Raw genomic sequence first — 25,569 nt, 5'->3', positions numbered from 1 at the left:
GGTGCCGGGACCGCCGGACCCGGCGCCCCGGGCCGCGGCGGCGGACGGGCTGCGCTTCGCCTTCGGGACGCTGTCGGTGCTACCGGTCCGGGTCCGCCGCTGGGACCGGCCGACGGCAGGCCGGGCGATGCTCTGCGCGCCGCTGGTCGGCGCGGTGCTCGGGCTGCTCGCCGCGCTGCTCGGCGGCGGGCTGCGGTGGCTGCACGGCGGTCCGCTGCTGGCCGCGGTGGCGGGCGTGGCGGCGCTCGCCGCGCTGACCCGCGGGCTGCACCTGGACGGCCTGGCCGACGTCGCCGACGGCCTCGGCAGCAACAAGCCCCCGGCCGCCGCGCTGGCGGTGATGAAGGCCTCGGACATCGGCCCGTTCGGCGTACTGGTGCTGCTGCTGGTGCTGCTCACCCAGGTGGCGGCACTGGAGCGGGCCTTCGCGTGCGGCCTCGGGCCCGGCTGCGCCGGAGTGGTGCTGGCGGCCGTGGCCGGGCGGGCCGCGCTGCTCAGGGGCTGTCTCGCGGGCACCCCCTCGGCCCGTCCGGACGGGCTGGGCGCGACCGTCGCCGGGACCGTACGGCCCGGTCCCGGCCTACTGGCGGCGCTGCTCCTGGCCGCCGCGGCGGCGGGCGGCGGCTGGGCCGTCGGAGTGCTCCCCGCGGGCGGCGCCGGGGCGGACGGGCTGCGGCTCGCCGCGGGCGCGGTGCTGGCCCTCGGCTGCGGCGCCGGCTGCGCCGCGCTGCTGCTCCGACACTGCGTGCGCCGGTTCGGCGGCATCACCGGAGACGTGCTGGGTGCCATGGTGGAAACCTCGGCGACCGCCGCGCTGGTGCTGTGGGCCCTGTTCGCAGCCGCCTGAGCAGGGTTTCCGAGGGTGCCACCACAAGCCGGGGTGACTAACCCGGCCCAGAGGGGCGCGGGAGTCCGACATGCGGACTACGATGCTCAACGGGCCTGTGCTTTCCACGTTCCCCGCACTTTTTCGCCTTTCTCGGCACCCGGCCGAGGACCGCATACAGAACAGGACGCATTACGTGACATCAGTGTCTCTGAGCACCTCCGCGGCCAACGCGCTGCGCGCGGACACCGTCGTCGTGGCCGTGGCCAAGGGCCCCAAGGGCCTCGTGCCGGCCCCGGGCGCCGAGACGGTCGACGAAGCGTTCGACGGCAAGCTGACCGACGTCCTCGCCACCCTGGGCGCCACCGGCGCCGAGGGCGAGGCCGTGAAGCTCCCCGCCCCCGCGGGCGTCAAGGCCGCACTGGTCCTGGCCGTCGGCCTGGGCGACGCCGCCGACAACGGCGTGTACCCGGCCGAGGCCCTGCGCCGCGCGGCCGGTGTCGCCGCCCGTGCCCTGCAGGGCACCAAGAAGGCCGCGTTCGCGCTGCCGCTCGCCGACGCCGACGCGGTCGAGGCGGTCACCCTGGGAGCGCTCCTCGGCGCCTACGCCTTCACCGCCTTCCGCGGCGACGAGGCCAAGGCCGCCGCCAAGGCGCCGGTCGCCGAGGTCGCCCTGGTCGGCGCCAAGCGCGCGGACAAGGCGGGCAAGGCCGCGGTCGAGCGCGGGACCGTCCTCGCCGAGGAGATCAACCGCACCCGCGACCTGGTCAACACCCCGCCGAACGACCTCTTCCCCAAGTCCTTCGCCGACCTGGTCACCGCGGTCGGCAAGGAGCACGGGCTCAAGGTCGAGGTGCTGGACGAGAAGGCGCTGACCAAGGGCGGCTACGGCGGCATCCTCGGCGTCGGCGTCGGCTCGCAGCGCCCGCCGCGGCTGGTCCGGGTCGCCTACACGCACCCCAAGGCCAAGCAGACCCTCGCCTTCATCGGCAAGGGCATCACCTACGACTCGGGCGGCATCTCGCTCAAGCCGGCCGGCCACAACGAGACCATGAAGTGCGACATGGCCGGCGCGGGCGCGGTGTTCGCCTCGGTGGTCGCCGCCTCCCGGCTCGGGCTGCAGGTCAACGTCACCGGCTGGCTGGCGCTGGCCGAGAACATGCCCTCCGGCTCGGCGACCCGCCCGGGCGACGTGCTGAAGATGTACGGCGGCAAGACCGTCGAGGTCCTCAACACCGACGCCGAGGGCCGACTGGTGCTGGCCGACGCCATCGTCAGGGCCGGCGAGGAGAACCCGGACGCGATCGTCGACGTGGCGACGCTGACCGGCGCCATGGTGGTCGCGCTCGGCCCCCGCCTGTACGGGATCATGTCCAACCAGGACGGCTTCCGGGAGACCGTGCACGCCGCCGCGACCGCGACCGGCGAGCCCGCCTGGCAGATGCCGCTCCCGGCCGAGCTGCTGAAGGCGATGGAGTCGCCGACCGCCGACCTCGCCAACGTCGGCGACCGGATGGGCGGCGGCCTGGCGGCCGGCCTCTTCCTGCAGGAGTTCGTCACCGAGGGCACCCCCTGGGCGCACCTGGACATCGCCGGGCCTGCCTTCCACGAGGGCGCGCCGTTCGGCTACACCCCCAAGGGCGGCACCGGCACTGCCGTCCGCACCCTGGTACGGCTGGCCGAGACGGCCGCCGAGGGCGCGCTCAAGGCCTGACGCCCGACGTCGGCGACCACCGACCGGCCGACCGCCGGACGACCGCCGACCGACCGCAGGACCGTGACGCCGGGGTGCCCGTCTCCGTTGAGGAGGTGGGCACCCCGGCGTTCGCCATGAGCGCAACCGGACCTTTATTCGAGCCGTCGCGCGGATCATCGGGCGATCCCGGTATGTCCACACAGCGGCCCCGGACGTCAGTCGCCCGGAACAAGTGCGAGGATGTATCTCCGGCATGACTGGTTCTCCCCACAAGGGGGAACCGCTCCCCGGCCGGGTATCGACCGGGACGATCCGCACCCATGTGTATGGAGGACGTGACGTGGCGAACGACGCCAGCACCGTTTTCGACGTAGTCATTCTCGGAGGCGGAAGCGGCGGCTACGCCGCGGCGCTGCGGGCGGCCCAGTTGGGCCTCCAGGTCGCCCTCATCGAGAAGGGCAAGCTCGGCGGCACCTGCCTCCACAACGGCTGCATCCCCACCAAGGCGCTGCTGCACGCCGCCGAGATCGCCGACCAGACCCGCGAGAGCGCGGGCTTCGGCGTGAAGGCCAGCTTCGAGGGCATCGACATCAACGGCGTCCACGCCTACAAGGACGGCGTCATCGGCGGCCTCTACAAGGGCCTGCAGGGCCTGGTGGCCAGCCGCAAGATCACCTACGTGTCCGGCGAGGGCCGCCTCTCCTCCCCGACCACCGTGGACGTCAACGGCGAGCGCTACACCGGCCGCCACATCGTCCTGGCCACCGGCTCGGTGCCGAAGTCGCTGCCGGGCCTGGCCATCGACGGCGACCGGGTCATCTCCTCGGACCACGCGCTCACCCTGGACCGGGTGCCGAACAGCGTGATCGTGCTCGGCGGCGGCGTCATCGGCGTCGAGTTCGCGTCGGTCTGGAAGTCCTTCGGGGCCGAGGTCACCATCATCGAGGCGCTGCCGCACCTGGCCCCGCTGGAGGACGAGAACTCCTCCAAGCTGCTGGAGCGCGCCTTCCGCAAGCGCGGCATCAAGTTCGAGCTGGGCGCCCGCTTCTCCGGTGTCGAGTACACCGCGACCGGCGTCCGCGCCTCGCTGGAGAACGGCAAGCAGGTCGAGGCCGAGCTGATGCTCGTCGCCGTCGGCCGCGGCCCGGTCTCGCAGGGCCTGGGCTACGAGGAGGCCGGCGTCGCCACCGACCGCGGCTACGTCCTGGTCGATGAGTACATGCAGACCAACGTCCCCACCATCTCCGCCGTCGGCGACCTGGTGCCGACCCTGCAGCTGGCCCACGTCGGCTTCGCCGAGGGCATCCTCGTCGCGGAGCGGCTGGCCGGGCTCAAGGTCGTCCCGATCGACTACGACGGCGTGCCGCGCGTGACGTACTGCAGCCCCGAGGTCGCCTCGGTCGGCATCACCGAGGCCAAGGCCAAGGAGCTCTACGGCGCGGAGAAGGTCGTCACCGCCAAGTTCAACCTGGCCGGCAACGGCAAGAGCAAGATCCTCAAGACGGCCGGCGAGATCAAGCTGGTCCAGGTCAAGGACGGCGCCGTGGTCGGCGTGCACATGGTCGGCGACCGGATGGGCGAGCAGGTCGGCGAAGCGCAGCTGATCTACAACTGGGAGGCGCTGCCCTCCGAGGTCGCCCAGCTGATCCACGCCCACCCGACCCAGTCCGAGGCCCTCGGCGAGGCGCACCTGGCGCTGGCCGGGAAGCCGCTGCACAATCACGACTGACCTCCCCCGGTATACGCCGCCATCCATCCGTACGCACCAAGTAGGAGTACCTGAACTCATGGCAGTCTCAGTAACACTGCCCGCTCTCGGCGAGAGCGTGACCGAGGGCACCGTCACCCGCTGGCTCAAGGCCGAGGGCGAGCGTGTCGAGGCCGACGAGCCGCTGCTGGAGGTCTCCACCGACAAGGTCGACACCGAGATCCCGGCGCCCGCGTCCGGCATCCTGGCCTCGATCAAGGTCGGCGAGGACGAGACCGTCGAGGTGGGCGCCGAGCTGGCGATCATCGACGACGGCACCGGGGCGCCGGCGCCCGCTGCTGCGGCCCCGGCTGCTGCCGCCCCCGCGCCCGCCGCGACCCCCGCCCCGGTCGCCGAGGCCCCCGCGGCTCCGGCCGCTCCGGCGCCCGCGGCCCCGGCCGCCCCCGCCGGCGGCGCGGTCTCCGGCACCCCGGTGCTGCTGCCCGCGCTGGGCGAGAGCGTGACCGAGGGCACGGTCACCCGCTGGCTCAAGGCCGAGGGCGACACCGTCGAGGCCGACGAGCCGCTGCTCGAGGTCTCCACCGACAAGGTCGACACCGAGATCCCGGCCCCGGTCTCCGGCGTGCTGCTGAAGATCACCGTCGCCGAGGACGAGACCGTGGAGGTCGGCGCCGAGCTGGCCGTCATCGGCGCCCCCGGTGCCGCCGCCCCGGCTGCCCCCGCTCCCGCGGCTCCGGCCCCGGTGGCCGCCCCGGCTCCGGCTGCCGCTGCTCCGGCTCCGGCTGCTCCCGCCGCGGCTCCGGCTCCGGTGGCTGCCGCCCCGGCGCCGGTCGCCGCCCCGGCTGCCCCCGCTCCGGTCGCCCCCGCTCCGGTCGCCGCGCCCGCGGCCCCGCTGCAGCAGCCCGCTGCCGAGTCCGCTGACGCCTACGTCACCCCGCTGGTCCGCAAGCTCGCGGCCGAGCAGGGCGTCAGCCTGGCCTCGGTGCAGGGCACCGGCGTCGGCGGCCGGATCCGCAAGCAGGACGTCATCGCCGCGGCCGAGGCCGCCCGCGCCGCCGCTGCCGCACCGGCCGCTTCGGCCGGGGCCGCCAAGGCGCCGACGACCATCGCCGAGGCGTCCCCGCTGCGCGGACAGACCGTCAAGATGACCCGGATGCGCAAGGTCATCGCCGACAACATGCTGAAGGCGATCCAGACCACCGCGCAGCTGACCACGGTGGTCGAGGTCGACGTCACCAAGGTGATGCGGCTCCGCAACCAGGCCAAGTCCGGCTTCCAGTCGCGCGAGGGCGTCAAGCTCTCGCCGATGCCGTTCTTCGTCAAGGCCGCGGCCGAGGCGCTCAAGGCCCACCCGATCGTGAACTCCACCGTCAACGACGCCGAGGGCACGATCACCTACCACGCCGCCGAGCACGTCGGCATCGCGGTGGACACCGAGAAGGGCCTGATGGTCCCGGTCATCCACGACGCGGGCGACCTCAACATCGCCGGCATCGCCAAGAAGACCGCCGACCTGGCCGCCCGCACCCGGGACAACAAGGTCAAGCCGGACGAGCTGTCCGGCGGCACCTTCACCATCACCAACACCGGTTCGCGCGGCGCGCTGTTCGACACCCCGATCTTCACGCCGCCGCAGGTCGCGATCCTCGGCATCGGCGCGACGGTCAAGCGCGCCGTGGTCGTCACCACGCCGGAGCTGGGCGAGACCATCGCCGTCCGCGACATGGTCTTCCTGGCCCTGTCGTACGACCACCGCGTGGTCGACGGCGCCGACGCGGCCCGGTTCCTGGGCACCGTCAAGGCCCGGCTGGAAGAGGGCGCCTTCGAGGGTGACCTCGGCCTCTAGCCGCAGGCTGCTCCACCGGCACCGTCCGCCGGCAGCCCCGCTGCCCGCGGGCAAGCCCGCTGCCAACCCCGCTGCCCCCGGTCCCCGCTTCGGCGGAGGCCGGGGCAGCGGCGGTTCATGCCACCGGGAAGGGGTTGTCAGCAATGGCCTGAAATACCTGCGAGGATCAGGTCATGGACGAGACGGACTTCTGGCAGCTGATCGACGACACACGCGAGGGGGCCCAGGGCGACCCGGTCGAGCACGCGGACCTGCTGGTCGAGCGGCTCGTGGAGCGGACGCCGGACGAGGTGATCGACTTCGCCCGGCTGTTCGAGGCGCGGCTGCTCCGGGCCTGGCGCTGGGAGCTGTGGGGGGCCGCCGACCTGCTGCTCGGAGGCGCGGGCGACGACGCCTTCGACTACTTCTGCTGCTGGCTGGTCGGCCAGGGCCGCGAGGTCTTCGAGGGCGCGCTCGCCGATCCGGACGAGCTGGCGGACCTGGTCCCGGACTTCGACGAGGAGGACGACGGCGACGCCGAGGAACTGGGCGACGCCGCCGCGCAGGCCTACGAGCAGCTGACCGGTCTGCCGCTGCCGGAGCTGGGGATCCGCACCAAGTCGGGCGAGCCCGGGGGCGAGACCATCGACTTCGACAACGCGCGGATCATGGAGGAACGTTTCCCCCGCCTGTGGGAGCGCTACGGCTCCTGACGGGCCGGCAGTTCGTCGTTCACGGGCGGGGGCGGTGGCGGTGGCGGGGGGCACCGGTTCACGGGGTCACCGGTCACCGGGTCACAGGGTCAGGCCCATGCTGACGTCGTCCACGTACTTCCCGTCGAGGTAGAACTCGTCGGGAGCCAGGCCCTCGACCGCGAAGCCCAGCGACGTGTAGAGCGCGCGGGCCGGGGCGTTGTGGCCCAGCACCCGGAGGGTCACCCGGCGCGCGCCGATCCGGCGGGCCCGGGTGACCGCGGCCTCGACCAGGGTCCGGCCCACCCCGCAGCGGCGCGCGGAGGGGTCCACCACCAGGCCCTGGATCATGCGAATATGCGCATTGCTGAGCAGCGAGGTCGGCCGCACCAGGCGTATGTAGCCGACCAGCTCGCCGTCCAGCAGGGCCAGCTGGTAGTCCTCGGACTGGTGCCGCTCGTCGAAGAAGACCGTGTCGGGTCCGGGTGGCGCGGACCGCTCCCGTACATCGCTGAGCCAGGACCAGCAGCGGTGGTCGAGCTCGGCGAGGGCCGGGCCGTCGGTCGGCTCGGCGGTGCGGATGACGGGGCGGAGGGCAGCGGCGGCACTGGACATGGCGCCCAGCTTAGGCCGTGCCCGAAGGCCGCCGGAAGCCACGCCTGACGGACGTGGACGGGCGGGCCTGAGAGGATGTCAGGCATGCGCATCGCTGTCACCGGATCGACCGGCCTCATCGGCTCCGCCCTGGTCCGCTCGCTGCTCGACGACGGCCACCAGGTGGTCCGCCTGGTCCGGCGGCCACCCGCGCCGCAGCTGGACGGGAGCACCGAGGTCCGCTGGAACCCCCGGCTCCGGCAGATCGACCGCAAGGGGCTGGCCGAGGGCCCGGACGGGGCCCCGCTGGACGCCGTGGTGCACCTGGCCGGCGCGGGGGTCGCCGACCGGCGCTGGAGCACCGCGTACAAGCGGGAGATCCACGCCAGCCGGGTGCAGGGCACCGGAACCCTGGCGGCAGCCGTCGCCGGGCTCGACCAGCCGCCGAAGGTGATGGTCAGCGGCTCAGCTGTGGGCATCTACGGGCAGACCGGCGACGAGGTGATCGACGAGACCGCCCCGGCCGGGGGCGACTTCCTGGCCCGGGTCTGCGTGGAGTGGGAGGAGGCCGCGGCGCCTGCAGCCGAGGCCGGCGTCCGGGTCGCCCACGCGCGCACCGGGCTGGTCGTCGCCGGGAACGGCGGGGCGTGGGGGCGGCTCTTCCCGCTGTTCCGGGTGGGCCTGGGCGGCCGGCTCGGCAACGGGCGGCAGTACTGGAGCTTCATCTCGCTGCGGGACGAGGTCGCCGCGCTGCGGTTCCTGATCGACGACGAGACCGAGACCCTGAGCGGGCCGTTCAACCTGACCGCGCCGACCCCGGTGACCAACGCCGAGGTCACCGCGGCGATGGGCCGGGCACTGCGGCGACCGACGGTGGCCGCGGTGCCGGAGTTCGCCCTGAAGGCGGCCCTGGGCGAGATGGCCGTCGAGGTGACCGGCAGCCACCGGGTCCTCCCGACCCGCCTGCTGGAGGCAGGGTTCCGCTACACCCACCCGACCATCGACGACGCCATCGAAGCCGCCCTGGGATAACCCGCCTGCGGCGAGCGTTGACGGCGGGCCTTTGAGGCGCAGGGCGCAGGGCGCTGGGCCAGAGGGCACGGAACGGCGGCAGCCATCTGCGGCGGTCCCCGGCAGCGGGCGCTGGGCACTGGGCTGGACACCCGGGGGGACGGCGGCAGCCACCTGCGGCGGTCCCCGGTAGCGGGCACCGGACACCAGGGTGCCGGACCGCCGGGGCTGTCCCCTGGGCGCTGGGCTGGACACCGGGGCGCTGGACGCCGGGCGCCAGCGTTTGGTACCTGGCGGCGGACAGTAGGGCGCCGGACACGGACGCCGGGCGCTGTACGCCTCGGTACCCGCGCAGACGGCGGGTACCGAGGCGTACAGGCGCACGGAGGGGGCGCACGCGCGGGCGATCCTCACCCTCCGCGCCCGCTCGCGCCCCAGCACCGCGCTGACGTCACCCCCCGTGCGCGGACGCGCGGATTCCACCGCCGCGGGCGGAACCGCCCTGTCTGACCCCGACTCCGACCGGGCATGAGCTGGGAACCGGTCGGGTCCGGTCACAGGGACGCCCCCGACCCCGGAGGGAGCCGTCACGTGCCAGCAACGCCACCACCCCCGCCACGCAACCGCAGCACCCACGCCACCCCGCAGCCCGCTCCACAGCGCACGTCACAGCCCGCCCCGCACTCCGTTCCACACCCTGTTCCGCACCCCGCGCCATGCCCTGTGTCGGAACCCCTCCCGCAGCCTGCGGCCAAGCCCGCTCCACAGTTCGCGTCACCGCCGGTCCCGCAGCCCGCGTCACCACCCGTCCCACACCCCGCAACCCAGCCCGCTCCGCACCTCACAGCCCGCTCGACCCCACAACCCGCCCCGGGCCCCACCGCACATCCCACGGCACCACCCGTCCCACACTTCACGGCCCAGCCCGCCCCGGGCCTCGCCGCACATCCCGCACCACACCCCGCCGCGCCGCACCCCGCCGCACCACCCGCGCCGCGGGCCGTCCCGCACCCGCACCGCCTCCTGCCGCCGCACCCCGCGGCCCCGCACCCCGCCGTACAAGCGCTCCCCCAAGCGCTCCCGCACCCTCGGCGGAAGCCGGTGGACGCCGTGGTCGTGGGGTCCGGCCTGGCCGGCCTCGCCGCGGCACGCCGCATCGCCGACGCCGGCCTCTCGGTGACCGTCCTGGAAGCCGCCGAGCGGATCGGCGGCCGGATGGCCGCCCGCCAGCGGGACGGGTTCCGCCTGGACCACGGCGCCCACCTGCTCAACAACGCCGTCCCCGAGCTGAACGACCTGCTGGACGTCCCCCGGCTCACCCTCCGGCCCCTCACCGTCGATGTGGTGGCGCACCGTCAGGGATACCGCAACCGAGCCGGGGACGCCTGGAACCGGGCTCGACTCGGCGCCGCGCTGGCCCGCCTCGCCGCCACCCCCGCCGAGCGGCTGATGGAGCGTCCGGAGCGGACCACCGCCCAGGCGCTGGCCGGGAAGGGCCTGCTCGGACTCCCCCTGGCCGGACTCCCCCTGGCCGGACTCCCCTTGGCCGGTCTCCCGCTGGCCGGAACCCCTTCGGAGGGCTTCCTCCGGGCGCTGCTGGTCGCCCTGCTCGGCGACCCCGCGCTCGGCACCAGCAGCAGGGTCGCCGACCTGGCGCTGCGCGACTACGCCAGGGGGCGGCTCTGCCTGCCCGCCCAGGGCGTCGCCGCTCTGCCGCGGCAGCTGGCCGAGTCGCTGCCACCGGGGACGGTCCAGGTGGGCGTGCGGGTCACCTCGGTCTCGGCGGACGGTGTGGAGACCGAGCGGCACGGCCGGATCGGCTGCCGGGCGGTGGTGATCGCCACCGACGCCCGTGCCGCCGGGGACCTGCTCCCCGGGCTGCACCAGCCGGGATACCACCCGGTGACCACCTACTACCACGCCGCACCCGAGCCTCCGGGCCCGGAATCCCCCTGCCCCGAGCCGCAGTTGCTGCTGGACCCGGAACGCGACAGCCTGGTGGCGCACTCGCTGGTGCTCAGCGCGGTCGACCGCTCCTACGCCCCGGCCGGGGCGTCGCTGGTCGCCACCACCGTGCTCGGCCGACGCTCCTTCGACGCGGGCGGACCCGCCTCGCTGGAACCCGCCGTCCGCCGACGGCTGTCGGCGCTGCACGGGGCGGACAGTTCCGGCTGGGAGTTCCTGGCGGTGCGTCACCTCCCGGACGCCCTGCCGACCATGCCCCCGCCGCACCAGTTCCGCCGCCCGGTGCGGGTGCTGCACGGGCTCTACGTGTGCGGCGACCACCGGGAGACCAGCAGCGCCGAAGGCGCGCTGGCCTCCGGCCGCAGGGCCGCCGCGGCGGTGCTGCACGACCTGGGCCTCCCGATCGACCCCGGCGCGGAGCTGGCGGCGTAACCCCGCAGCCGGACAGCCCACCGCACCGCCGCCGACGGACGCCCCGCCGGGGCACCCCCGATCGCTGCCCAGACGGGACGTCCCGACCGGGCGGCACTCAGGCGGGGCGCGCCCACCCGGCGTCAGATGATCCCGGCGTTGTGGGCCGCCTCCTCGAAGCCCCGTACCGCGGCCGTGCCCCGGTACGGGGCGAGCCTGCGGCTGAAGTCGCGGAGGTACTCCACCGCGCGGAGCGACCGCATCTCGGTGGCGCCGCGCAGCGCCTCGGTCGCGGACGAGCAGGCCTCGTCCACCTCGCCGAGGCCCAGCCTGGCCGTCGCCAGGACGGTACGGCAGAACACCCGGCTGCGGGCGAACCCGGCCGCCCGCAGCCGCAGCGAACGCTCGGCGTGCTGCGCGCAGGGCCGCCACTGCTGCAGGTCGCGGTAGCAGTGGCCGAACTCGTCGGCGAGCTGGGCCTCGTCGAAGAAGCGGGCCCAGCCCGGCAGGTCGTCGCCGGGGCGGGCGGTCTGCAGCGCCCGTTCGGCCCGCACCAGCGAGGTGGTGCAGGAGCGGGCGTCCCCGATCAGGCCGTGCCCGCGCGCCTCGGCGGCGTGCATCAGCGCCTGGACCGCGGTGGGGGCGGCGGTGCCGATCCCCTGCTGGGCCACCCTGGCCAGCTGCACCGCCTCCCGTCCGTGGCCGAGGTAGACGGCCTGGCGGCTCATGGTGACCAGGATGTACGCCCCGTACAGCCGGTCGTTGGCGGCCTGGGCCAGCCGTAGCGACTGGACGAAGTAGCGCTGGGCCAGCCCGTGTGCGCCGATGTCGTAGGAGGTCCAGCCGGCCAGCCGGGTCAGGTCGGCGACCGCGCCGAACAGCGAGCGGCCGATCGGCTCGCTGTAGCGGCCTCGGAGCATCGGCTCGGCCTCGCTCTCCAGGTAGCGGATCAGCGCCTGCCGGGCGTGGCCGCCGCCATAGGCGTTGTCGAGCGAGCGGAACAGGTCGCCGACGGCGTGCACCGCGGCGACGTCGCCGCGGCCGACCCGGACCAGCCCGCGCGGGGACGGCGGCGGTGGCGGCAGCTCGCCGTGCGCGCCGAGCACCCCGTGCCCCGCCGCGCCGTGGCCGCCGGGCGCACCGTGGCCGCCGAGCGCTCCGGACGCCGCGCCCGCGCCCAGCGCGCCGGGCAGGGCCGGGCGGCGGGTCTGCGCCGGGATGCCCGGGGCCAGGCCGCCGGGCCTGGCCGGGAGGCGGACCGGGCCGGGGCCGACGCCGAGGTCCTGTGCGGTCTCCCGGGCCACCCGGTCGTCGCTGCGGCCGATCAGCCAGTCCCGGCTGGGCACCACAAGACCGGCCGGGGTGAAGGCGATCCGGCGCAGTTCGGAGTGCGCGCCGGTGTCCTTGCGCCACATGCTGCTGACGATGTCGACGGCCTCGGCCGGGGTCTCCGCGAACTCCAGCCCGGCGTAGACCGGCGCGCAGGCGTCGAGGCCGAGGTCCTGGGCCGAGAGCCGACGGCCGAGGCGGCGGGTGAAGACCTCGGCGATCAGCGCCGGGGTGGCGCCGCGGGGCTGCTGGCCGCGGAGCCAGCGGGTCACCGAGGTCTTGTCGTAGCGGAGGTCGAGGCCGTGCTCCAGGCCGAGCTGGTCCACCCGGCGGGCCAGCCCGGCGTGCGAGAAGCCCGCCTCGTCGATCAGCGCGGCCAGCCGCTGGTTCTGCGAGCGCGCGACCGAGGGGCGCTCGACCGCGAGCCGCGGGTCGACCGACCGGGAGCGCTCGGCGGACGCCGGGCGCTCGGGCGGCCCCTGCCGGGCGGGCGCGCCTGACGGGGCAGGGACACCCGAACGGTCGGGTCGGGCCTCTGGCGACGGTCGGTCGGTTACGGGCCGCTGGGGCATGTGCCACACACCTTCCGGGTGCACGCTCCGCCCCGGAGGATGCGCCCCCCGGAGTACGTCGCGAGCTCCCTACGGGAACGGCGTGAATGTAGCGAGCATTTGACCCGTATGGCCGATTCTGCCCATACAATCGTCCGATCGAGTGACAGCAGCCCCCCGTTGTGGTGATGGAGCGTCAGGATGACGCATACGGCTCAGTGCGCCGCGAGACCCCGGAGCAGTAGTCCGACCAGGGCCGCGAAATCCTGGTCCGCGCTCGGGGCGGACCAGGTCGGGGCGTAGGCCGGGTCATGGAAGCGGGCGGTGGCCTGGAAGACGATGTGAGCCAGCGTCAGCGGGTCCCCGGCGTCCGCGAAGACGCCGTCCTCCAGGCCCTCGGCGATGATCCCGGCGAGCTGGTTCTCCAGCTCGGTCCGGTGCTCGTCGATCAGCGCGCTGCTCTCGTCGACGAGCACCGAGTAGGTGGCGAACAGCTCCGGATCGTCCAGCACCTTGCGCTTCTTGGCCTGGTAGAGCGTCTCCAGCCAGCTCCGCAGCCGGACCTCCGGCGACTGCGGCCCGGCGGCCACGGCAGGCAGCTCGGCGTGCGCCCGGTCGAGCCAGCGCTGGGTCACCGCGGCCCGCAGCGCGGCCTTGCTGGGGAAGTAGCGGTAGACCGTGCCGTGGCTGACGCCGAGCGCACGGGCCACGTCCACCACGGTCGCCTTGGCGGGCCCGAAGCGGCGCAGGACGTCCTCCGCCGCTTCGAGGATCTGCTCGGTGCTGAGCGCTGCTTCCGCCATCGCTGTTCTTCCGGCCTTACTTCTCGCTGTCCAGGTGTGCCATCTGCGCAGCAATGTACCGGTCGCCCGCGGCGGCCTCGGCGGGCATCGCGGCCTCGACCGCCCGCAGGTCGGCGGCGTCGAGCTTGAGGTCGAGGGCGCCGAGCGCCTCTTCGAGCCGGACCCGGGTGCGGGCGCCGACCAGCGGCACGATGTCCTCGCCCTGGGCCAGCACCCAGGCGATGGCGGTCTGCGCCACGCTGACGCCCTTGGCCTCGGCTATCACCCGCAGCGCCTCGACCAGGGCCAGGTTGGCGCCGAGGTTGTCGGCGCTGAAGCGGGGGCTGGCGCCGCGGAAGTCCCCGGCGGCCAACGGCCGGTCCGCCGACCAGTGGCCGCTGATCAGACCGCGGGAGAGGACACCGTAGGCGGTGATGCCGATGCCCAGCTCGCGGGCGGTGGGCAGGATCTCGGCCTCGATCCCCCGGGAGATCAGCGAGTACTCGATCTGCAGGTCGACGATGGGGTGGACGGCGTTGGCCCGGCGCAGCGTCTCCGCGCCGACCTCGGACAGGCCGATGTGCCGGACGTGGCCGGCCTGGATCATCTCGGCGATGGCGCCGACCGTCTCCTCGATCGGGACGGCTGGGTCGAGCCGGGCCGGGCGGTAGATGTCGATGTAGTCGGTGCCGAGCCGGCGCAGTGAGTAGGCGAGGAAGTTCTTGACCGCGGCGGGGCGGGCGTCGTTGCCCCAGAAGCCGCCGTCGACGTCGCGCAGGGCGCCGAACTTGACGCTGACCGCGACCTCGTCCCGGGCCCGGCCGCTGCTCCGCAGGGCGTCCCTGATCAGCAGTTCGTTGTGGCCCATGCCGTAGAAGTCACCGGTGTCGACCAGGGTCACCCCGGCGTCCATCGCGGCGTGGATGGTGGCGACGGACTCGGCCTCGTCGGACGGGCCGTACATCCCGGACATGCCCATCGCGCCGAGGCCGAGGGCGGAGACGCGGGGGCCGGTGCTGCCGAGCTGGCGGAGGTTCATGGCGGTCGGTCCTCTCGGAGGTGTGCAAGAGCGGGTACGGAGACAAGTATGCACGATGCGATGACAGATTTCAATATCTGTCATTCTGCTGGCGTTTTCCGGCGTACAGTTGCGGACAGGCGGGCGGACCGGCGGAGCGACACAAGGCACAAGGGGTGACGGCAGTGGGCAGCGGCGGACTTCGGTTTGTGCACCTGGGCATCGGCGAGCGGGCGGTCCCGTACGAGGAGGCACTGGCCGAGCAGCAGCGGCTGCACGCGCTGCGGGTCGCCGACGAGATCCCGGACACCGTCCTGCTGCTCGAACACCAGCCGGTCTACACCGCCGGGCGGCGCACCCGCCCCGAGGACTACCCGCTGGACGGGACCCCGGTGGTCGCGGTCACCCGCGGCGGCGAGATCACCTGGCACGGCCCCGGTCAGCTGATCGGCTACCCGATCGTCAAGCTGCCGGAGCCGATGGACGTGGTCGCCTACGTCCGCCGGCTGGAGGAGGCGCTGATCCGGGCCTGCGCCGGCTTCGGCGTGGCCACCACCCGGATCGAGGGCCGCAGCGGCGTCTGGGTGCTGGGCCAGGAGCTCCCCGGTGCGGTCGTGGACGCGGACCGGGTGGTGAACATCGGCGCGCTGACCCTGCGGATGGGCGCCAAGCTCGGCCTGGACCCGCGGCTGGCGGGCCCCAAGTACGCCGCCTCCAACGCGGGCCAGCGCGGCGACGACCGCAAGCTCACCGCGATCGGCGTACGGGTCGCCCGCGGGGTGACCATGCACGGCTTCGCCCTGAACTGCGACCCGGACATGACCTGGTTCGACCAGATCATCCCCTGCGGCATCCGCGACGCCGGGGTCGGCTCGCTCAGCGGCGAGCTGGGCCGGGACGTCACCGTCGCCGAGGCGCTGCCGGCGGTGGAGCGGCACCTGAACGACGTACTGGCGTCCGAGAGCCTTGAGGAACACGGGAATCAGCCGTCCCCGGCCGCGGTTGCCGTCTGAAGACTGTTCCGGGGCCCGTCCGGGCCATGGAATCGCAGGCGTATCCTGGGGACTCGCCTGACACTCATCAACATCGAGGGAGCCGCTACGTGTCCGCTGTCGCACCCGACGGTCGGAAGATGCTGCGACTGGAGGTCCGCAACAGCGAGACCCCGATCGAGCGCAAGCCGGAGTGGATCAAGACCCGGGCGAAGATGGGCCCCGAGTACACCGCGCTGCAGTCGCTGGTGAAGTCCGAGGGCCTGCACACGGTGTGCCAGGAAGCGGGCTGCCCCAACATCTTCGAGTGCTGGGAGGACCGCGAGGCGACCTTCCTCATCGGCGGCGACCAGTGCACCAGGCGCTGCGACTTCTGCCAGATCGACACCGGCAAGCCGGCCGACTTCGACCGCGACGAGCCGCGCCGGGTCGCCGAGTCGGTGCTGAAGATGGACCTCAACTACGCCACCATCACCGGCGTCGCCCGCGACGACCTGGAGGACGGCGGAGCCTGGCTGTACGCCGAGACGGTGCGCCAGATCCACGCGGTGACCGCCGAGCGCCCCACTGGGACCACCGGCGTCGAGCTGCTGATCCCCGACTTCAACGCGGTGCCCGAGCAGCTCGCCGAGGTGTTCTCGTCCCGCCCGCAGGTGCTGGCGCACAACGTGGAGACGGTGCCGCGGATCTTCAAGCGGATCCGCCCCGGCTTCCGCTACGAGCGGTCACTGGCAGTGATCACAGCGGCCCGCGAGGTCGGCCTGGTCACCAAGTCCAACCTGATCCTGGGCATGGGCGAGACCCGCGAGGAGGTCAGCGAGGCCCTGCGGGACCTGCACCAGGCGGGCTGCGAGCTGATCACCATCACCCAGTACCTGCGCCCCTCCCCCCGGCACCACCCGGTCGAGCGCTGGGTCAAGCCGCACGAGTTCGTCGAGCTGCAGCAGGAGGCCGAGGAGATCGGCTTCGCGGGCGTCATGTCCGGCCCGCTGGTCCGCTCCTCCTACCGCGCGGGCCGGCTGTACCGGCAGGCGCTGGAGCACCGCGGCAGCACAGTCTGAGGACGTCCGAAATCCTGTACGAGGGTTTCCCAACGTTTGACCCGGGGGTCACCGCGCGGTAACACGGTGTGGTGACGATGGGGTGGCAGTCTCGACAACTGCACCCCGGACAGACAGCACGACCACGAGGGGAGTGGTTCAGCATGCAGTCGGCAACGCGAGCGCAGTCCACCGGGCGGCCGTCGGTCACCGGCAGTCTCAGCACCGGCAGCGGCGGCGGCCTGTTCACCGGCGGCCTCCGGTCGGTCGGTGACGCGCTCCGGATGGCGGAGTCCGTCCTGCTCGGCGGCGGCCAGCAGACCGCGCGCCGCAACGCCTGGGACGCCGTCTGCGAGAACCGGCGCCATGCGCAGGACCGCGACGACGTGAGCCGGGTCCAGATCCGCTCCGCCCGCTGACGGCGTCCGCGGGCCGGCCTGCAGGCTCAACGGGCAGGCCTGCGGGGCTCAGCGGGTGGCCCTGCGGGGCTCCGCAGGGCCGTTCGAACGCAACGAGATCAACCCGATACGGACTCAGGCCCCCGGGCTTGGGATTCAGGGGTGGTCGCCCCGTACGATGGGCCCATGGCGAGGCAGGAAACCACCGACGAAAACCCCGGACGGCTCAAGCAGATCCGTCTGGCGTACACCATGACCAAGCGGGTCGACCCGAAGATCGGTCTCATCATCGCCGGTATCGGGCTCGGCACCTTCGCGGTGCTCCTCGTTATCGGCTTCCTGGTCGGACACCCGATCGCCCTGGGCGTGCTGGGTTTCTTCGCAGGAGTGCTGGCCGCCGTGGTGGTCTTCGGCCGCAGGGCCGAGAAGGCCGCCTTCGGGCAGATGGACGGGCAGCCCGGCGCGGCAGCGGCCGTGCTGAACAACATCAAGCGCGGCTGGACGGTCACCCCCGTGGTCGCCGCGACGCGGCAGCAGGACGCGGTGCACCGCGCGGTCGGCCGTCCGGGCATCGTCCTGGTCGGCGAGGGCAACATCAACCGGCTGCGGCCGCTGATGGCCGCCGAGAAGCGCAAGATGAGCAAGTCGGCCGGCGACGTCCCGGTGATCGACATCATCGTGGGCGACGGCGAGGGCCAGATCCCGCTGAAGCGGCTGCAGATGCACCTGACCAAGATGCCGCGGACGCTTCCGGCGTCCCAGGTCACCCAGATCAACGACCGGCTGCGGGCGATGGGCGACCTGATGACCAACGCGCCGATCCCCAAGGGCCCGATGCCCAAGAACGCGCGGATGCCCAAGGGCCGCTGACCGGCTTCGCCGGCGCCGCTCCTGAGACGACCGGCCACCGGGCGACCGACCACCGAGACTTCTGAGACCACCGAGACAACAGACGGCCCCGGCCGCGCAACCTCCCGAAGGGAAGGACGCGCGACCGGGGCCGCCGCTTTCGCTGTGTTCTTTATCGCCCGCCGTGCTAGATCCGGACCTCGATCGTGCCGACCAGGCGGTCGTGCATACCGCGGCCGTCGCGGTCCCAGATCACCGCAGGGATGACCAGCATCATCAGGAAGGTGCGCAGCGCCACCTGCCCGAGCGTCGCCCGCGCGCCGTCGGCGCGCACCACCCGCAGGCCCAGCAGGCGCTTGCCCGGCGTGCTGCCGATGGTGCCCACGGTGAGTACGCTGAGCACGAAGAACACGAAGTAGGCCCAGTCGTTGGTCCGCGCCAGGTCGTCGTGGGCGATGAGCCCGTAGGCGACGAGCACGCACAGCCACCAGTCGACGACGAGCGCCGCCACCCGGCGGCCGGTCGACGCCATCGACCCGCTGCCCTGCTCGGGCAGGCCGAGCCGCTGGCCCCGGTACTCGGGGGCGCCGTCCGTCTGCTCAGGGCCGACCTTGGGGCCTTCGATCCACGATCCGAGCGCATTTCTACTGTCGTCCACAACGCCACAGTAGCCGCCCGGGGACTGACGCCCGGCGGCCGGGGTAGGGACCGGGACATAGCGCCGAAATTGGTCTAGTCCAGCTCCGGAGAGTGAAACAATGACACGATCATCAGAGCCGCGAAGACCAGGCGCCGCAAGGGTCGTCCCCCTGTTGACCTGGTGCGGTTAACATCCGCGAAACATGCGAGTCACAGACAAGAAACGCCCTGTTCCTATCGTGGGCCACACCGGTACCGCCGGGCGACCGGCGGTCCGCACCCGCAATCCTGGCGCTCCGCCGGGCCGAGGAGGTTGGATGTTCAGCAACGCCGACGAGATGTCGCGGTACATCTCGGAGAACGACATCAAATTCGTCGACGTCAGGTTCTGCGACCTTCCAGGTGTGATGCAGCACTTCACGGTGCCCGCGGAGACCTTCGACCCGACCGAGACCCTGATGTTCGACGGATCCTCGATCCGCGGCTTCCAGGCGATCCACGAGTCCGACATGGCCCTGGTCCCCGACCTGAGCACGGCCCGTCTGGACGCGTTCCGCAAGGACTCCCACCTCAACATCAACTTCTTCATCCACGACCCGATCACCGGCGAGCAGTACAGCCGTGACCCGCGCAACGTGGCCAAGAAGGCCGAGGCGTACCTCGCCTCCTCCGGCATCGCCGACACCGCCTACTTCGGCCCCGAGGCGGAGTTCTACGTCTTCGACGACGTCCGCTTCGAGACCAAGCAGAACAAGTCCTTCTACGAGATCGACTCCGAGGCCGGCGCCTGGAACACCGGGCGGGTCGAGGAGGGCGGCAACCGTGGCTACAAGGTCCGCTACAAGGGCGGCTACTTCCCGGCCCCGCCGGTGGACCACTTCGCCGACCTGCGCGCGGAGATGTCGCTTGAGCTGACCAGGGCCGGCCTGCAGATCGAGCGCCAGCACCACGAGGTCGGCACGGCCGGCCAGGCCGAGATCAACTACAAGTTCAACACGCTGCTGGCCGCGGCCGACGACCTGATGCTGTTCAAGTACATCATCAAGAACGTCGCCTGGCGGAACGGCAAGACCGCGACCTTCATGCCCAAGCCGATCTTCGGTGACAACGGCTCGGGGATGCACTGCCACCAGTCGCTGTGGACCGGCGGCGAGCCGCTGTTCTACGACGAGCAGGGCTACGCGGGCCTGTCCGACATGGCCCGCTACTACATCGGCGGCCTGCTCAAGCACGCGCCCTCGCTGCTGGCCTTCACCAACCCGACGGTGAACTCGTACCACCGCCTGGTCCCCGGCTTCGAGGCCCCGGTCAACCTGGTCTACTCGCAGCGCAACCGCTCCGCGGCGATCCGCATCCCGATCACCGGCGCGAACGCCAAGGCCAAGCGGATCGAGTTCCGCGCGCCGGACCCGTCCTCCAACCCGTACCTCGCCTTCTCGGCGATGCTGATGGCCGGCCTGGACGGCATCAAGAACAAGATCGAGCCACTGGAGCCGGTCGACAAGGACCTCTACGAGCTGGCCCCGGACGAGCACGCCTCGGTCCCCCAGGTCCCCGCCACCCTCCCGGCCGTCCTCGAAGCCCTCGAAGCCGACCACGACTACCTCCTGGCCGGCGGCGTCTTCACCGCCGACCTGATCGAGACCTGGATCGACTTCAAGCGCACCCAGGAAGTCCTCCCGATCGCCCTCCGCCCCCACCCGCACGAGTTCGAGCTGTACTTCGACCTCTAAAGGGCATCTGGCCTGGGGTCTTTCACATTTACAACAACGGCGTCGCTGCAGGCCACGGGTTTTCCGGCCTGCAGCGACGCCGTCTTTGGAGCAACCGCACAGCACTCGGACGCCTCTCATGTGTACCGGGTGTGACCCGAGATCGAACTCAGCGAAGGCCGTCCTCCGGGTCGGAACCCAGCGGGCGCACCCATCGCAGACTTCGACACCGGCCCCGCTCTACGCCGTCATCGCTGCGGCCACCGGGCATGCCCTAACCAAGGCACCACCTGCCAAGAAGCGCGCGCTGGCCGCCAGCGTGGGCGTCAACCTCATGTTGAACGCTGGATGGAACTGGCTGTTCTTTCGTGCACGCAGTCCACGTGCCGGCGTGGCGGGCACCGTCGCCCTGCACCTGCCCGTTCCGAACCGACCCTGACCGGCCGAAGGACAGGCAGCCACCAGGTGTTTGGCTGAGGGAGGCGTGGCTAGGCGGGAAGGGAGCGCATACGGACGAGCCGTAGGCACCGCACCGAGGAGCCGTCACCATGAACACCTTGTCAGGACGTACCGTCGCCTTTCTGGTCGCCCCCGAAGGGATCGAGCAACCGGAGCTGACCGGGCCGGACGACCTGGCCGCCTTCGACGACACCATGGTCGCCGAATTCGCCGAGGTCCGGGGGTAGGAGCCGCATGGGGAGCATGGAGATCCAGGCGCAGGGCGACCTCGAGTATCTCGTCCGTCCCGAAGGTGTCGACACGGTGGTGCGCGTCACCCCCGACGTGCTGCGCCGCGTCGCAGCCGCGGTGACCGACGAGGCCGCGGTGGTCGACCAGTCCGTCCGGTGGCTGCTGGAGCGTCAGGACGCACAGGACCTGCCGCCGCTGATCGACCTGGACGACATCGCTGCAGCCTATCCCGGCTTCATCGACGATCTCGACCGCCGTCTCGGCGAGGGAAGCTCCCGGTAGCGGGAGTTGTGCGTATGCGGTTTAGTGCGTCGGGGCGGGGTTAAGCGCCTGGTACCGGTCCTGCGTGCACCGCGGACCCCGGTCGGCATCACAGAGAGGTAGGCACCCTATGGCGGAGATCCCCGCAACGACCACCGACTCGGGCGCACCGGTGGAGAGCGACGAGCACTCGCTCACCGCCGGCGCGAACGGCCCGATCCTGCTGCAGGACGCGTACCTGATCGAACAGATGGCGCAGTTCAACCGGGAGCGGATCCCGGAGCGGCAGCCGCACGCCAAGGGCAGCGGCGCGTTCGGGCACTTCGAGGTCACCGGTGACGTCAGTGAGTACACCCGGGCTGCGGTGTTCCAGCCCGGCACGCGGACCGAGGCGCTGGCGCGGTTCTCGACCGTCGCAGGCGAGCGGGGATCGCCCGACACCTGGCGCGACCCGCGCGGCTTCGCCCTGAAGTTCTACACCTCGCAGGGCAACTACGACATGGTCGGCAACGACACCCCGGTGTTCTTCGTCAAGGACCCGATGAAGTTCCAGCACTTCATCCGCTCGCAGAAGCGGCGCGCCGACAACAACCTGCGCGACCACGACATGCAGTGGGACTTCTGGACCCTCTCACCCGAGACCGCCCACCAGGTGACCTGGCTCATGGGCGACCGGGGCATCCCGCGCACCTGGCGGCACATGAACGGCTACAGCTCCCACACCTATCTGTGGACCAGCGCCGAGGGCCGTCGCACCTGGGTGAAGTACCACTTCAAGACCGACCAGGGCATCGAGTGCTTCACGCAGGACGAGGCCGACCAGATGGCCGCCGTCGACACCGACTACCACACCAGGGATCTGTTCGAGCACATCCGCGACGGGCAGTACCCGTCCTGGACGATGTACGTGCAGCTCATGCCCTACGAGGACGCCGCCGACTACCGGTTCAACCCGTTCGACCTGACCAAGGTCTGGCCGCACGGCGACTACCCGCTCGTCGAGGTCGGCCGACTCACGCTGGACCGCAACCCCACCGACCACCACGCCGAGATCGAACAGGCAGCCTTCCAGCCCAACAACCTCGTCCCCGGCATCGGCCCCAGCCCCGACCGGATGCTGCTGGCCCGGCTGTTCGCCTACGGCGACGCCCACCGCCACCGCATCGGCGCCAACTACCAGCAGCTGCCGGTCAACGCACCCACCGCGCCCGTCCACTCGTACTCCAAGGACGGCGCGATGGCGTACCGGAAGACCGCCGACCCGGTCTACGCCCCCAACTCCAAGGGCGGCCCCGCAGCGGACCCCGCCGTCTCCGGGCCGCCGCCGAGCTGGGGTGTCAGCGGCGAGATCACCCGCGCCGCCTACGTCGACCACCCCGAGGACGACGACTGGGGCCAGGCCGGGACCCTGGTGCGCGAGATCATGGACGACGGCGCCCGCGACCGCTTGGTGGACAACGTGGTGGGCCACCTGCTCAACGGCGTCAGCGAACCCGTGCTGCACCGCGCCTTCGAGTACTGGACCGCCATCGACCCCGACGTCGGCCGCCGCATCCGCGAAGGCGTCCACGCCAAGGCCGGCGAGAAGGACCCCAAGGCCGAGCAGCAGGCCAACCCGGCCCGCAGCAGCATGCAGCACAAGGCATGACGGTTACGCCGTCGAGCCGGTCGGTCTCACTCGACGGTGAGCAGCAGTCCGTGGTCCGGGCCGCGCACCTCCATGCGGGAGGGCGCGGCCCGGCCGCGTTCCGCGTAGTGCGCGCGGATCGTGGCCAGCACCTGCGGCAGTGCCGCTTCGGTGTCGGCGGAGACCGGGCCGTGCTGCAGCCAGTGCACGCACAGGATCCAGTCGTCCAGCGAGGTCGGCGCGTCGGGATGCGTCGTCTCCGCGGACACGCACTGCTGAAGGACAGCGCCAGAGCATCGCGCCGGTGGGCGAGTCCGCACGGTGCACCAGCACCGAGCCCGGCACGTCGGCATCCACCACCCGGCGCTCGAACACTCGAACCGCCCCGCACGGCGACCGGGAACGGCGGGATCAGCGACCGAGGGCCTTGCTGAGCTGGGCTTTCGTCATGCTGGAGCGGCCCTTGATGCCACGCTGCCGAGCCTCATTGTAAAGCTGGTCCCGGGTGGGCCCGGCCGCGCCGGAGTGCGAGCGCTTGCCACCGCGCTCGGAGGAGGACATGTCGTGCGTGGAACTGCGGGAGGCCGTACGCGACTCGCCGGCGCGCGCCCGCTCCTTGTTGACGGTACGGGCCGCGATCTCCTCCGCACGCTTCTCGGTCTCTCCGCGCTTGCGGGCGCTGTCCTTGATGTGTTCGTACTGGCGCTCTCGCTTGGCGTTCGATCCTGCGGGCATGCCGTCCACCTCGTGTTTCGCAGTCGTCGGAGCATCCTGGGGTATAAGCCCCTTCCGTCCGAATAGCCCGGTTTCATCGGCTGAAACCAGGCGCGCGAAGCTGTGTCCCCCAGTACGGGAGGAACGACACGGAGGGCCTCGCGGACGTAGGGGAACGTGTCCGCCGAACGGCTGCACCTCGACGTAGTCGTCCACGATCCGGCGCATACCCGGCCGGGCCGCGTCGTCGACGGTTCAGTCCACACTCAGCAGCAGAGCGTGGCCCCTTCGTCCTGGCCATCCCCGGCGCCACCTGTTCGCAGGCCGCCACCTGCACACCCGCGACTCGGGCCGCCACCGATGAGTTGTCCCGGAGCGGCAGATACGGCGCAGCGGCCGACAATCCTCTGGCAAGGGCCATCTGGGCCGCAGCGTTGCAGAGTTGATATCGTCGGCTTTCATGATCCGTGTATGGGTGCCGTCGGCGCTGGTCTTGCTCGCCGGCTCGATCGTTGCCGCCTGGTTGATCTCCTCGGGCCACGTCGGCACCGGCGCAGTCCTCCTGGCGGTGTATCTCGCGCTCGCTGCGGCGGTCTCGCCGCTGATCTTCCCGCGGTCGGTGGACAACGCAGAGGCCCGACGCCGCGCCGAGGCCGACGGCCGCCCGATCGTCTTCTGGCGGCCCGGCTGCACCTACTGCATGCGACTTCGCATGCGCCTTGGCCGCGACGCCCGCCGCGCGCACTGGGTGAACATCTGGCGTGACGCGGCTGCGGCGGAGACGGTGAGGCAGGTGAACGACGGGAACGAGACGGTGCCCACGGTAGTCCTGGCGGGTCGCCCGCACACCAACCCCGACCCTGCGTGGCTGCGCGAACAGCTCCGCTCGCTCGTGTGAACGCGGCAGCCACCACGGCAGTGTTCGTGGGGCTTGCGTGCCTGCTGATGGCCGCTCGGAACAGGCAGCGGTGAAGTGGCGATGCGCTACCCCGGCCTCGTTCAGTCGGTGAGCAGGCTCTCCAGGGGGACGTCCGGGTCGGTGAGGCGTTCCGGGTCGACCGGTTCGCCGGAGCGGATGAGGCGTTGGATCGGCTCGACGACGTCCCAGACGTTGACGTTCATGCCTGCCAGGACACGTCCGCCGGACAGCCAGAAGGCGATGAACTCGCGCGAGGCGGTGTCGCCGCGGAAGACCACCTGGTCGTAGCCGCCGGGTTCGGTGTAGCCGGTGTACTCCATGCCGAGGTCGTACTGGTCGGTGAAGAAGTACGGCAGGCGGTCGTAGACGGCGTCCTGGCCGAGCATCGAACGGGCTGCCGTGCGGGGCTGGTTCAGGGCGTTGGCCCAGTGCTCGACGCGGATGCGGCGGCCGAGCAGCGGGTGGTGGGCGTTGGCGACGTCGCCTGCGGCGTAGACGTCGGGTGCGGAGGTGCGCAGGTGCTCGTCGGTGGTGATGCCGTTGTCGACGTCCAGGCCTGCCGCGGTGGCCAGTGCGGTGTTGGGGCTGACGCCGACGCCCACCAGGACGGTATCGGCGTCGATCAGTGTGCCGTCGGCGAGCCGGACCGCGGCGACGCTGCCGGTGGTGCCGGTGATCCGGTCGACCTGGACCCCGAGGCGCAGGTCCACGCCGTGCTCACGGTGCAGGTCGGCGAAGATCTGCGCCACCTGCGGGCCGAGGACCCGCAGCAGGGGGAGTTCGGCGGACTCCAGGACGGTGACCTGCGCGCCGGCGGTCCGGGCCGCCGCGGCTGCCTCCAGGCCGATCCAGCCTGCGCCGATGACCACGACACGGGCCTCGGCCCGGAACGCGGCCCGCAGGCGGTCGCTGTCCTCCAGGCTGCGGAGCTGGTGCACACCGTCCAGGTCCGCTCCGGGGACGTTCAGCGGGCGGGGTGCGGCGCCGGTGGCCAACAGCAGCCTGGCATAGGGCAGTCGGCTGCCGTCGGCCAGGGTGAGGAGGTGGTTCGCGGTGTCCAGGGCGGTGGCCCGGGTGTCCAGGCGCAGGTCCACGTCGTGGTCGCGGTACCACTCCAGCGGATGTACGTAGACCGAGGCCCGTTCGTCCTTGCCCAGTAGGTAGCCCTTGGACAGCGGGGGGCGCTCGTAGGGGTGCTCGCGCTCCTCGCCGATGAGGAACAGGCGTCCGGCGAAGCCCTCCTCGCGCAGGGCTTCGGCCGCCTTCGCGCCGGCCAGGCCGGCTCCGACGATCACGTACGCGTTGTCGGTGGTGGCCATC

25 protein-coding genes are annotated in these 25,569 nt (G+C 72.3%); 17 read left to right on the top strand and 8 right to left on the bottom strand.

Annotated features, from left to right (window positions below; genetic code table 11):
- The first annotated feature begins 1 nt into the window (after window position 1).
- The 5 genes from ACEZDE_RS08810 (at window position 2) to ACEZDE_RS08790 (ending at window position 6,768) form a co-directional block, all read left to right on the top strand.
- The gene (locus ACEZDE_RS08810; protein ID WP_380534241.1) at window positions 2-847 is read left to right on the top strand and encodes an adenosylcobinamide-GDP ribazoletransferase; all 846 of its coding nucleotides are present in this window, start codon (window positions 2-4) and stop codon (window positions 845-847) included.
- 175 nt (window positions 848-1,022) lie between these two features.
- Entirely contained in the window at window positions 1,023-2,540 is a 1,518-nt protein-coding gene (locus ACEZDE_RS08805; RefSeq protein WP_380534240.1) for a leucyl aminopeptidase, read from the top strand.
- A 322-nt stretch (window positions 2,541-2,862) separates the two neighbouring features.
- Entirely contained in the window at window positions 2,863-4,251 is a 1,389-nt protein-coding gene (gene lpdA, locus ACEZDE_RS08800) for a dihydrolipoyl dehydrogenase (protein WP_380534238.1), read from the top strand.
- 58 nt (window positions 4,252-4,309) lie between these two features.
- Complete coding sequence (sucB, locus tag ACEZDE_RS08795) at window positions 4,310-6,076, top strand: 2-oxoglutarate dehydrogenase, E2 component, dihydrolipoamide succinyltransferase (RefSeq protein ID WP_380534236.1); 1,767 nt, start codon at window positions 4,310-4,312, stop codon at window positions 6,074-6,076.
- 173 nt (window positions 6,077-6,249) lie between these two features.
- Window positions 6,250-6,768 carry a DUF4240 domain-containing protein gene (locus ACEZDE_RS08790; protein WP_380534234.1) on the top strand — a complete coding sequence of 173 codons (519 nt, stop codon included), beginning with the start codon at window positions 6,250-6,252 and terminating at the stop codon, window positions 6,766-6,768.
- An 81-nt stretch (window positions 6,769-6,849) separates the two neighbouring features.
- Here the strand turns inward: ACEZDE_RS08790 and ACEZDE_RS08785 are convergent, their stop codons facing one another.
- Entirely contained in the window at window positions 6,850-7,362 is a 513-nt protein-coding gene (locus tag ACEZDE_RS08785; protein WP_380534233.1) for a GNAT family N-acetyltransferase, read from the bottom strand.
- A gap of 84 nt (window positions 7,363-7,446) precedes the next feature.
- On the opposite strand from ACEZDE_RS08785, the gene ACEZDE_RS08780 reads away from it, so the two are divergent.
- Both ACEZDE_RS08780 and ACEZDE_RS08775 read left to right on the top strand, forming a co-directional pair.
- Window positions 7,447-8,373: a TIGR01777 family oxidoreductase gene (locus tag ACEZDE_RS08780; protein WP_380534231.1), complete on the top strand. Its 927-nt coding sequence runs from the start codon at window positions 7,447-7,449 to the stop codon at window positions 8,371-8,373.
- Window positions 8,374-9,453: 1,080 nt separating this feature from the next.
- Window positions 9,454-10,749 carry an NAD(P)/FAD-dependent oxidoreductase gene (locus ACEZDE_RS08775; RefSeq protein WP_380534229.1) on the top strand — a complete coding sequence of 432 codons (1,296 nt, stop codon included), beginning with the start codon at window positions 9,454-9,456 and terminating at the stop codon, window positions 10,747-10,749.
- A gap of 122 nt (window positions 10,750-10,871) precedes the next feature.
- Here the strand turns inward: ACEZDE_RS08775 and ACEZDE_RS08770 are convergent, their stop codons facing one another.
- The 3 genes from ACEZDE_RS08770 to ACEZDE_RS08760 form a co-directional block, all read right to left on the bottom strand.
- The gene (locus ACEZDE_RS08770) at window positions 10,872-12,629 is read right to left on the bottom strand and encodes a regulator (protein WP_380534227.1); all 1,758 of its coding nucleotides are present in this window, start codon (window positions 12,627-12,629) and stop codon (window positions 10,872-10,874) included.
- Between the two features lie 194 nt (window positions 12,630-12,823).
- The gene (locus ACEZDE_RS08765) at window positions 12,824-13,411 is read right to left on the bottom strand and encodes a TetR family transcriptional regulator (protein ID WP_380534225.1); all 588 of its coding nucleotides are present in this window, start codon (window positions 13,409-13,411) and stop codon (window positions 12,824-12,826) included.
- 16 nt (window positions 13,412-13,427) lie between these two features.
- Window positions 13,428-14,429: an aldo/keto reductase gene (locus ACEZDE_RS08760; protein WP_380534223.1), complete on the bottom strand. Its 1,002-nt coding sequence runs from the start codon at window positions 14,427-14,429 to the stop codon at window positions 13,428-13,430.
- 164 nt (window positions 14,430-14,593) lie between these two features.
- Between ACEZDE_RS08760 and lipB the strand changes: the two genes are divergently transcribed.
- From lipB to ACEZDE_RS08740, 4 genes are all read left to right on the top strand, one after another.
- Window positions 14,594-15,421 (top strand): lipoyl(octanoyl) transferase LipB, encoded by an 828-nt coding sequence (lipB, locus tag ACEZDE_RS08755; RefSeq protein WP_380534558.1) that lies wholly within the window; start codon window positions 14,594-14,596, stop codon window positions 15,419-15,421.
- A gap of 89 nt (window positions 15,422-15,510) precedes the next feature.
- Window positions 15,511-16,461, top strand: coding sequence for a lipoyl synthase (gene lipA / locus ACEZDE_RS08750; protein ID WP_380534221.1), 951 nt, complete (start codon window positions 15,511-15,513; stop codon window positions 16,459-16,461).
- A 143-nt stretch (window positions 16,462-16,604) separates the two neighbouring features.
- Window positions 16,605-16,859: a hypothetical protein gene (locus ACEZDE_RS08745; RefSeq protein WP_380534219.1), complete on the top strand. Its 255-nt coding sequence runs from the start codon at window positions 16,605-16,607 to the stop codon at window positions 16,857-16,859.
- A gap of 165 nt (window positions 16,860-17,024) precedes the next feature.
- Window positions 17,025-17,708, top strand: coding sequence for a DUF4191 domain-containing protein (locus ACEZDE_RS08740; RefSeq protein ID WP_380534217.1), 684 nt, complete (start codon window positions 17,025-17,027; stop codon window positions 17,706-17,708).
- A gap of 166 nt (window positions 17,709-17,874) precedes the next feature.
- Here ACEZDE_RS08740 and ACEZDE_RS08735 read toward each other — a convergent pair whose 3' ends face one another.
- Window positions 17,875-18,345: an RDD family protein gene (locus ACEZDE_RS08735; protein ID WP_380534215.1), complete on the bottom strand. Its 471-nt coding sequence runs from the start codon at window positions 18,343-18,345 to the stop codon at window positions 17,875-17,877.
- 298 nt (window positions 18,346-18,643) lie between these two features.
- Here ACEZDE_RS08735 and glnA point away from each other — a divergent pair, with 298 nt between their 5' ends.
- The 5 genes from glnA (at window position 18,644) to ACEZDE_RS08710 (ending at window position 22,637) form a co-directional block, all read left to right on the top strand.
- Window positions 18,644-20,059 (top strand): type I glutamate--ammonia ligase, encoded by a 1,416-nt coding sequence (gene glnA / locus ACEZDE_RS08730; RefSeq protein ID WP_380534213.1) that lies wholly within the window; start codon window positions 18,644-18,646, stop codon window positions 20,057-20,059.
- A gap of 118 nt (window positions 20,060-20,177) precedes the next feature.
- On the top strand, window positions 20,178-20,477 hold the full coding sequence (locus tag ACEZDE_RS08725; RefSeq protein WP_380534211.1) for a tryptophan-rich sensory protein: 300 nt from the start codon (window positions 20,178-20,180) through the stop codon (window positions 20,475-20,477).
- A gap of 109 nt (window positions 20,478-20,586) precedes the next feature.
- Complete coding sequence (locus tag ACEZDE_RS08720; RefSeq protein ID WP_380534210.1) at window positions 20,587-20,724, top strand: hypothetical protein; 138 nt, start codon at window positions 20,587-20,589, stop codon at window positions 20,722-20,724.
- Between the two features lie 16 nt (window positions 20,725-20,740).
- Window positions 20,741-21,010, top strand: coding sequence for a hypothetical protein (locus ACEZDE_RS08715; RefSeq protein WP_380534208.1), 270 nt, complete (start codon window positions 20,741-20,743; stop codon window positions 21,008-21,010).
- Window positions 21,011-21,119: 109 nt separating this feature from the next.
- On the top strand, window positions 21,120-22,637 hold the full coding sequence (locus ACEZDE_RS08710) for a catalase (protein WP_380534206.1): 1,518 nt from the start codon (window positions 21,120-21,122) through the stop codon (window positions 22,635-22,637).
- Between the two features lie 26 nt (window positions 22,638-22,663).
- Here ACEZDE_RS08710 and ACEZDE_RS08705 read toward each other — a convergent pair whose 3' ends face one another.
- Together ACEZDE_RS08705 and ACEZDE_RS08700 are read right to left on the bottom strand one after the other, a co-directional pair.
- The gene (locus ACEZDE_RS08705; protein ID WP_380534204.1) at window positions 22,664-22,885 is read right to left on the bottom strand and encodes a hypothetical protein; all 222 of its coding nucleotides are present in this window, start codon (window positions 22,883-22,885) and stop codon (window positions 22,664-22,666) included.
- 142 nt (window positions 22,886-23,027) lie between these two features.
- Window positions 23,028-23,351, bottom strand: coding sequence for a plasmid stabilization protein (locus tag ACEZDE_RS08700; RefSeq protein ID WP_380534202.1), 324 nt, complete (start codon window positions 23,349-23,351; stop codon window positions 23,028-23,030).
- A gap of 439 nt (window positions 23,352-23,790) precedes the next feature.
- Between ACEZDE_RS08700 and ACEZDE_RS08695 the strand changes: the two genes are divergently transcribed.
- Complete coding sequence (locus ACEZDE_RS08695; protein WP_380534200.1) at window positions 23,791-24,228, top strand: glutaredoxin domain-containing protein; 438 nt, start codon at window positions 23,791-23,793, stop codon at window positions 24,226-24,228.
- 101 nt (window positions 24,229-24,329) lie between these two features.
- Here the strand turns inward: ACEZDE_RS08695 and ACEZDE_RS08690 are convergent, their stop codons facing one another.
- Entirely contained in the window at window positions 24,330-25,568 is a 1,239-nt protein-coding gene (locus ACEZDE_RS08690; RefSeq protein WP_380534198.1) for an NAD(P)/FAD-dependent oxidoreductase, read from the bottom strand.
- Window position 25,569: the final 1 nt, after the last annotated feature.

Origin of the sequence: Streptacidiphilus cavernicola, assembly GCF_042510955.1 — a bacterium.
Classification (GTDB): Bacteria; Actinomycetota; Actinomycetes; order Streptomycetales; family Streptomycetaceae; genus Streptacidiphilus; species Streptacidiphilus cavernicola.
The sequence above is the reverse complement of the archived record's forward strand: the minus strand, read 5'-3'. Positions and strand labels throughout refer to the sequence as shown.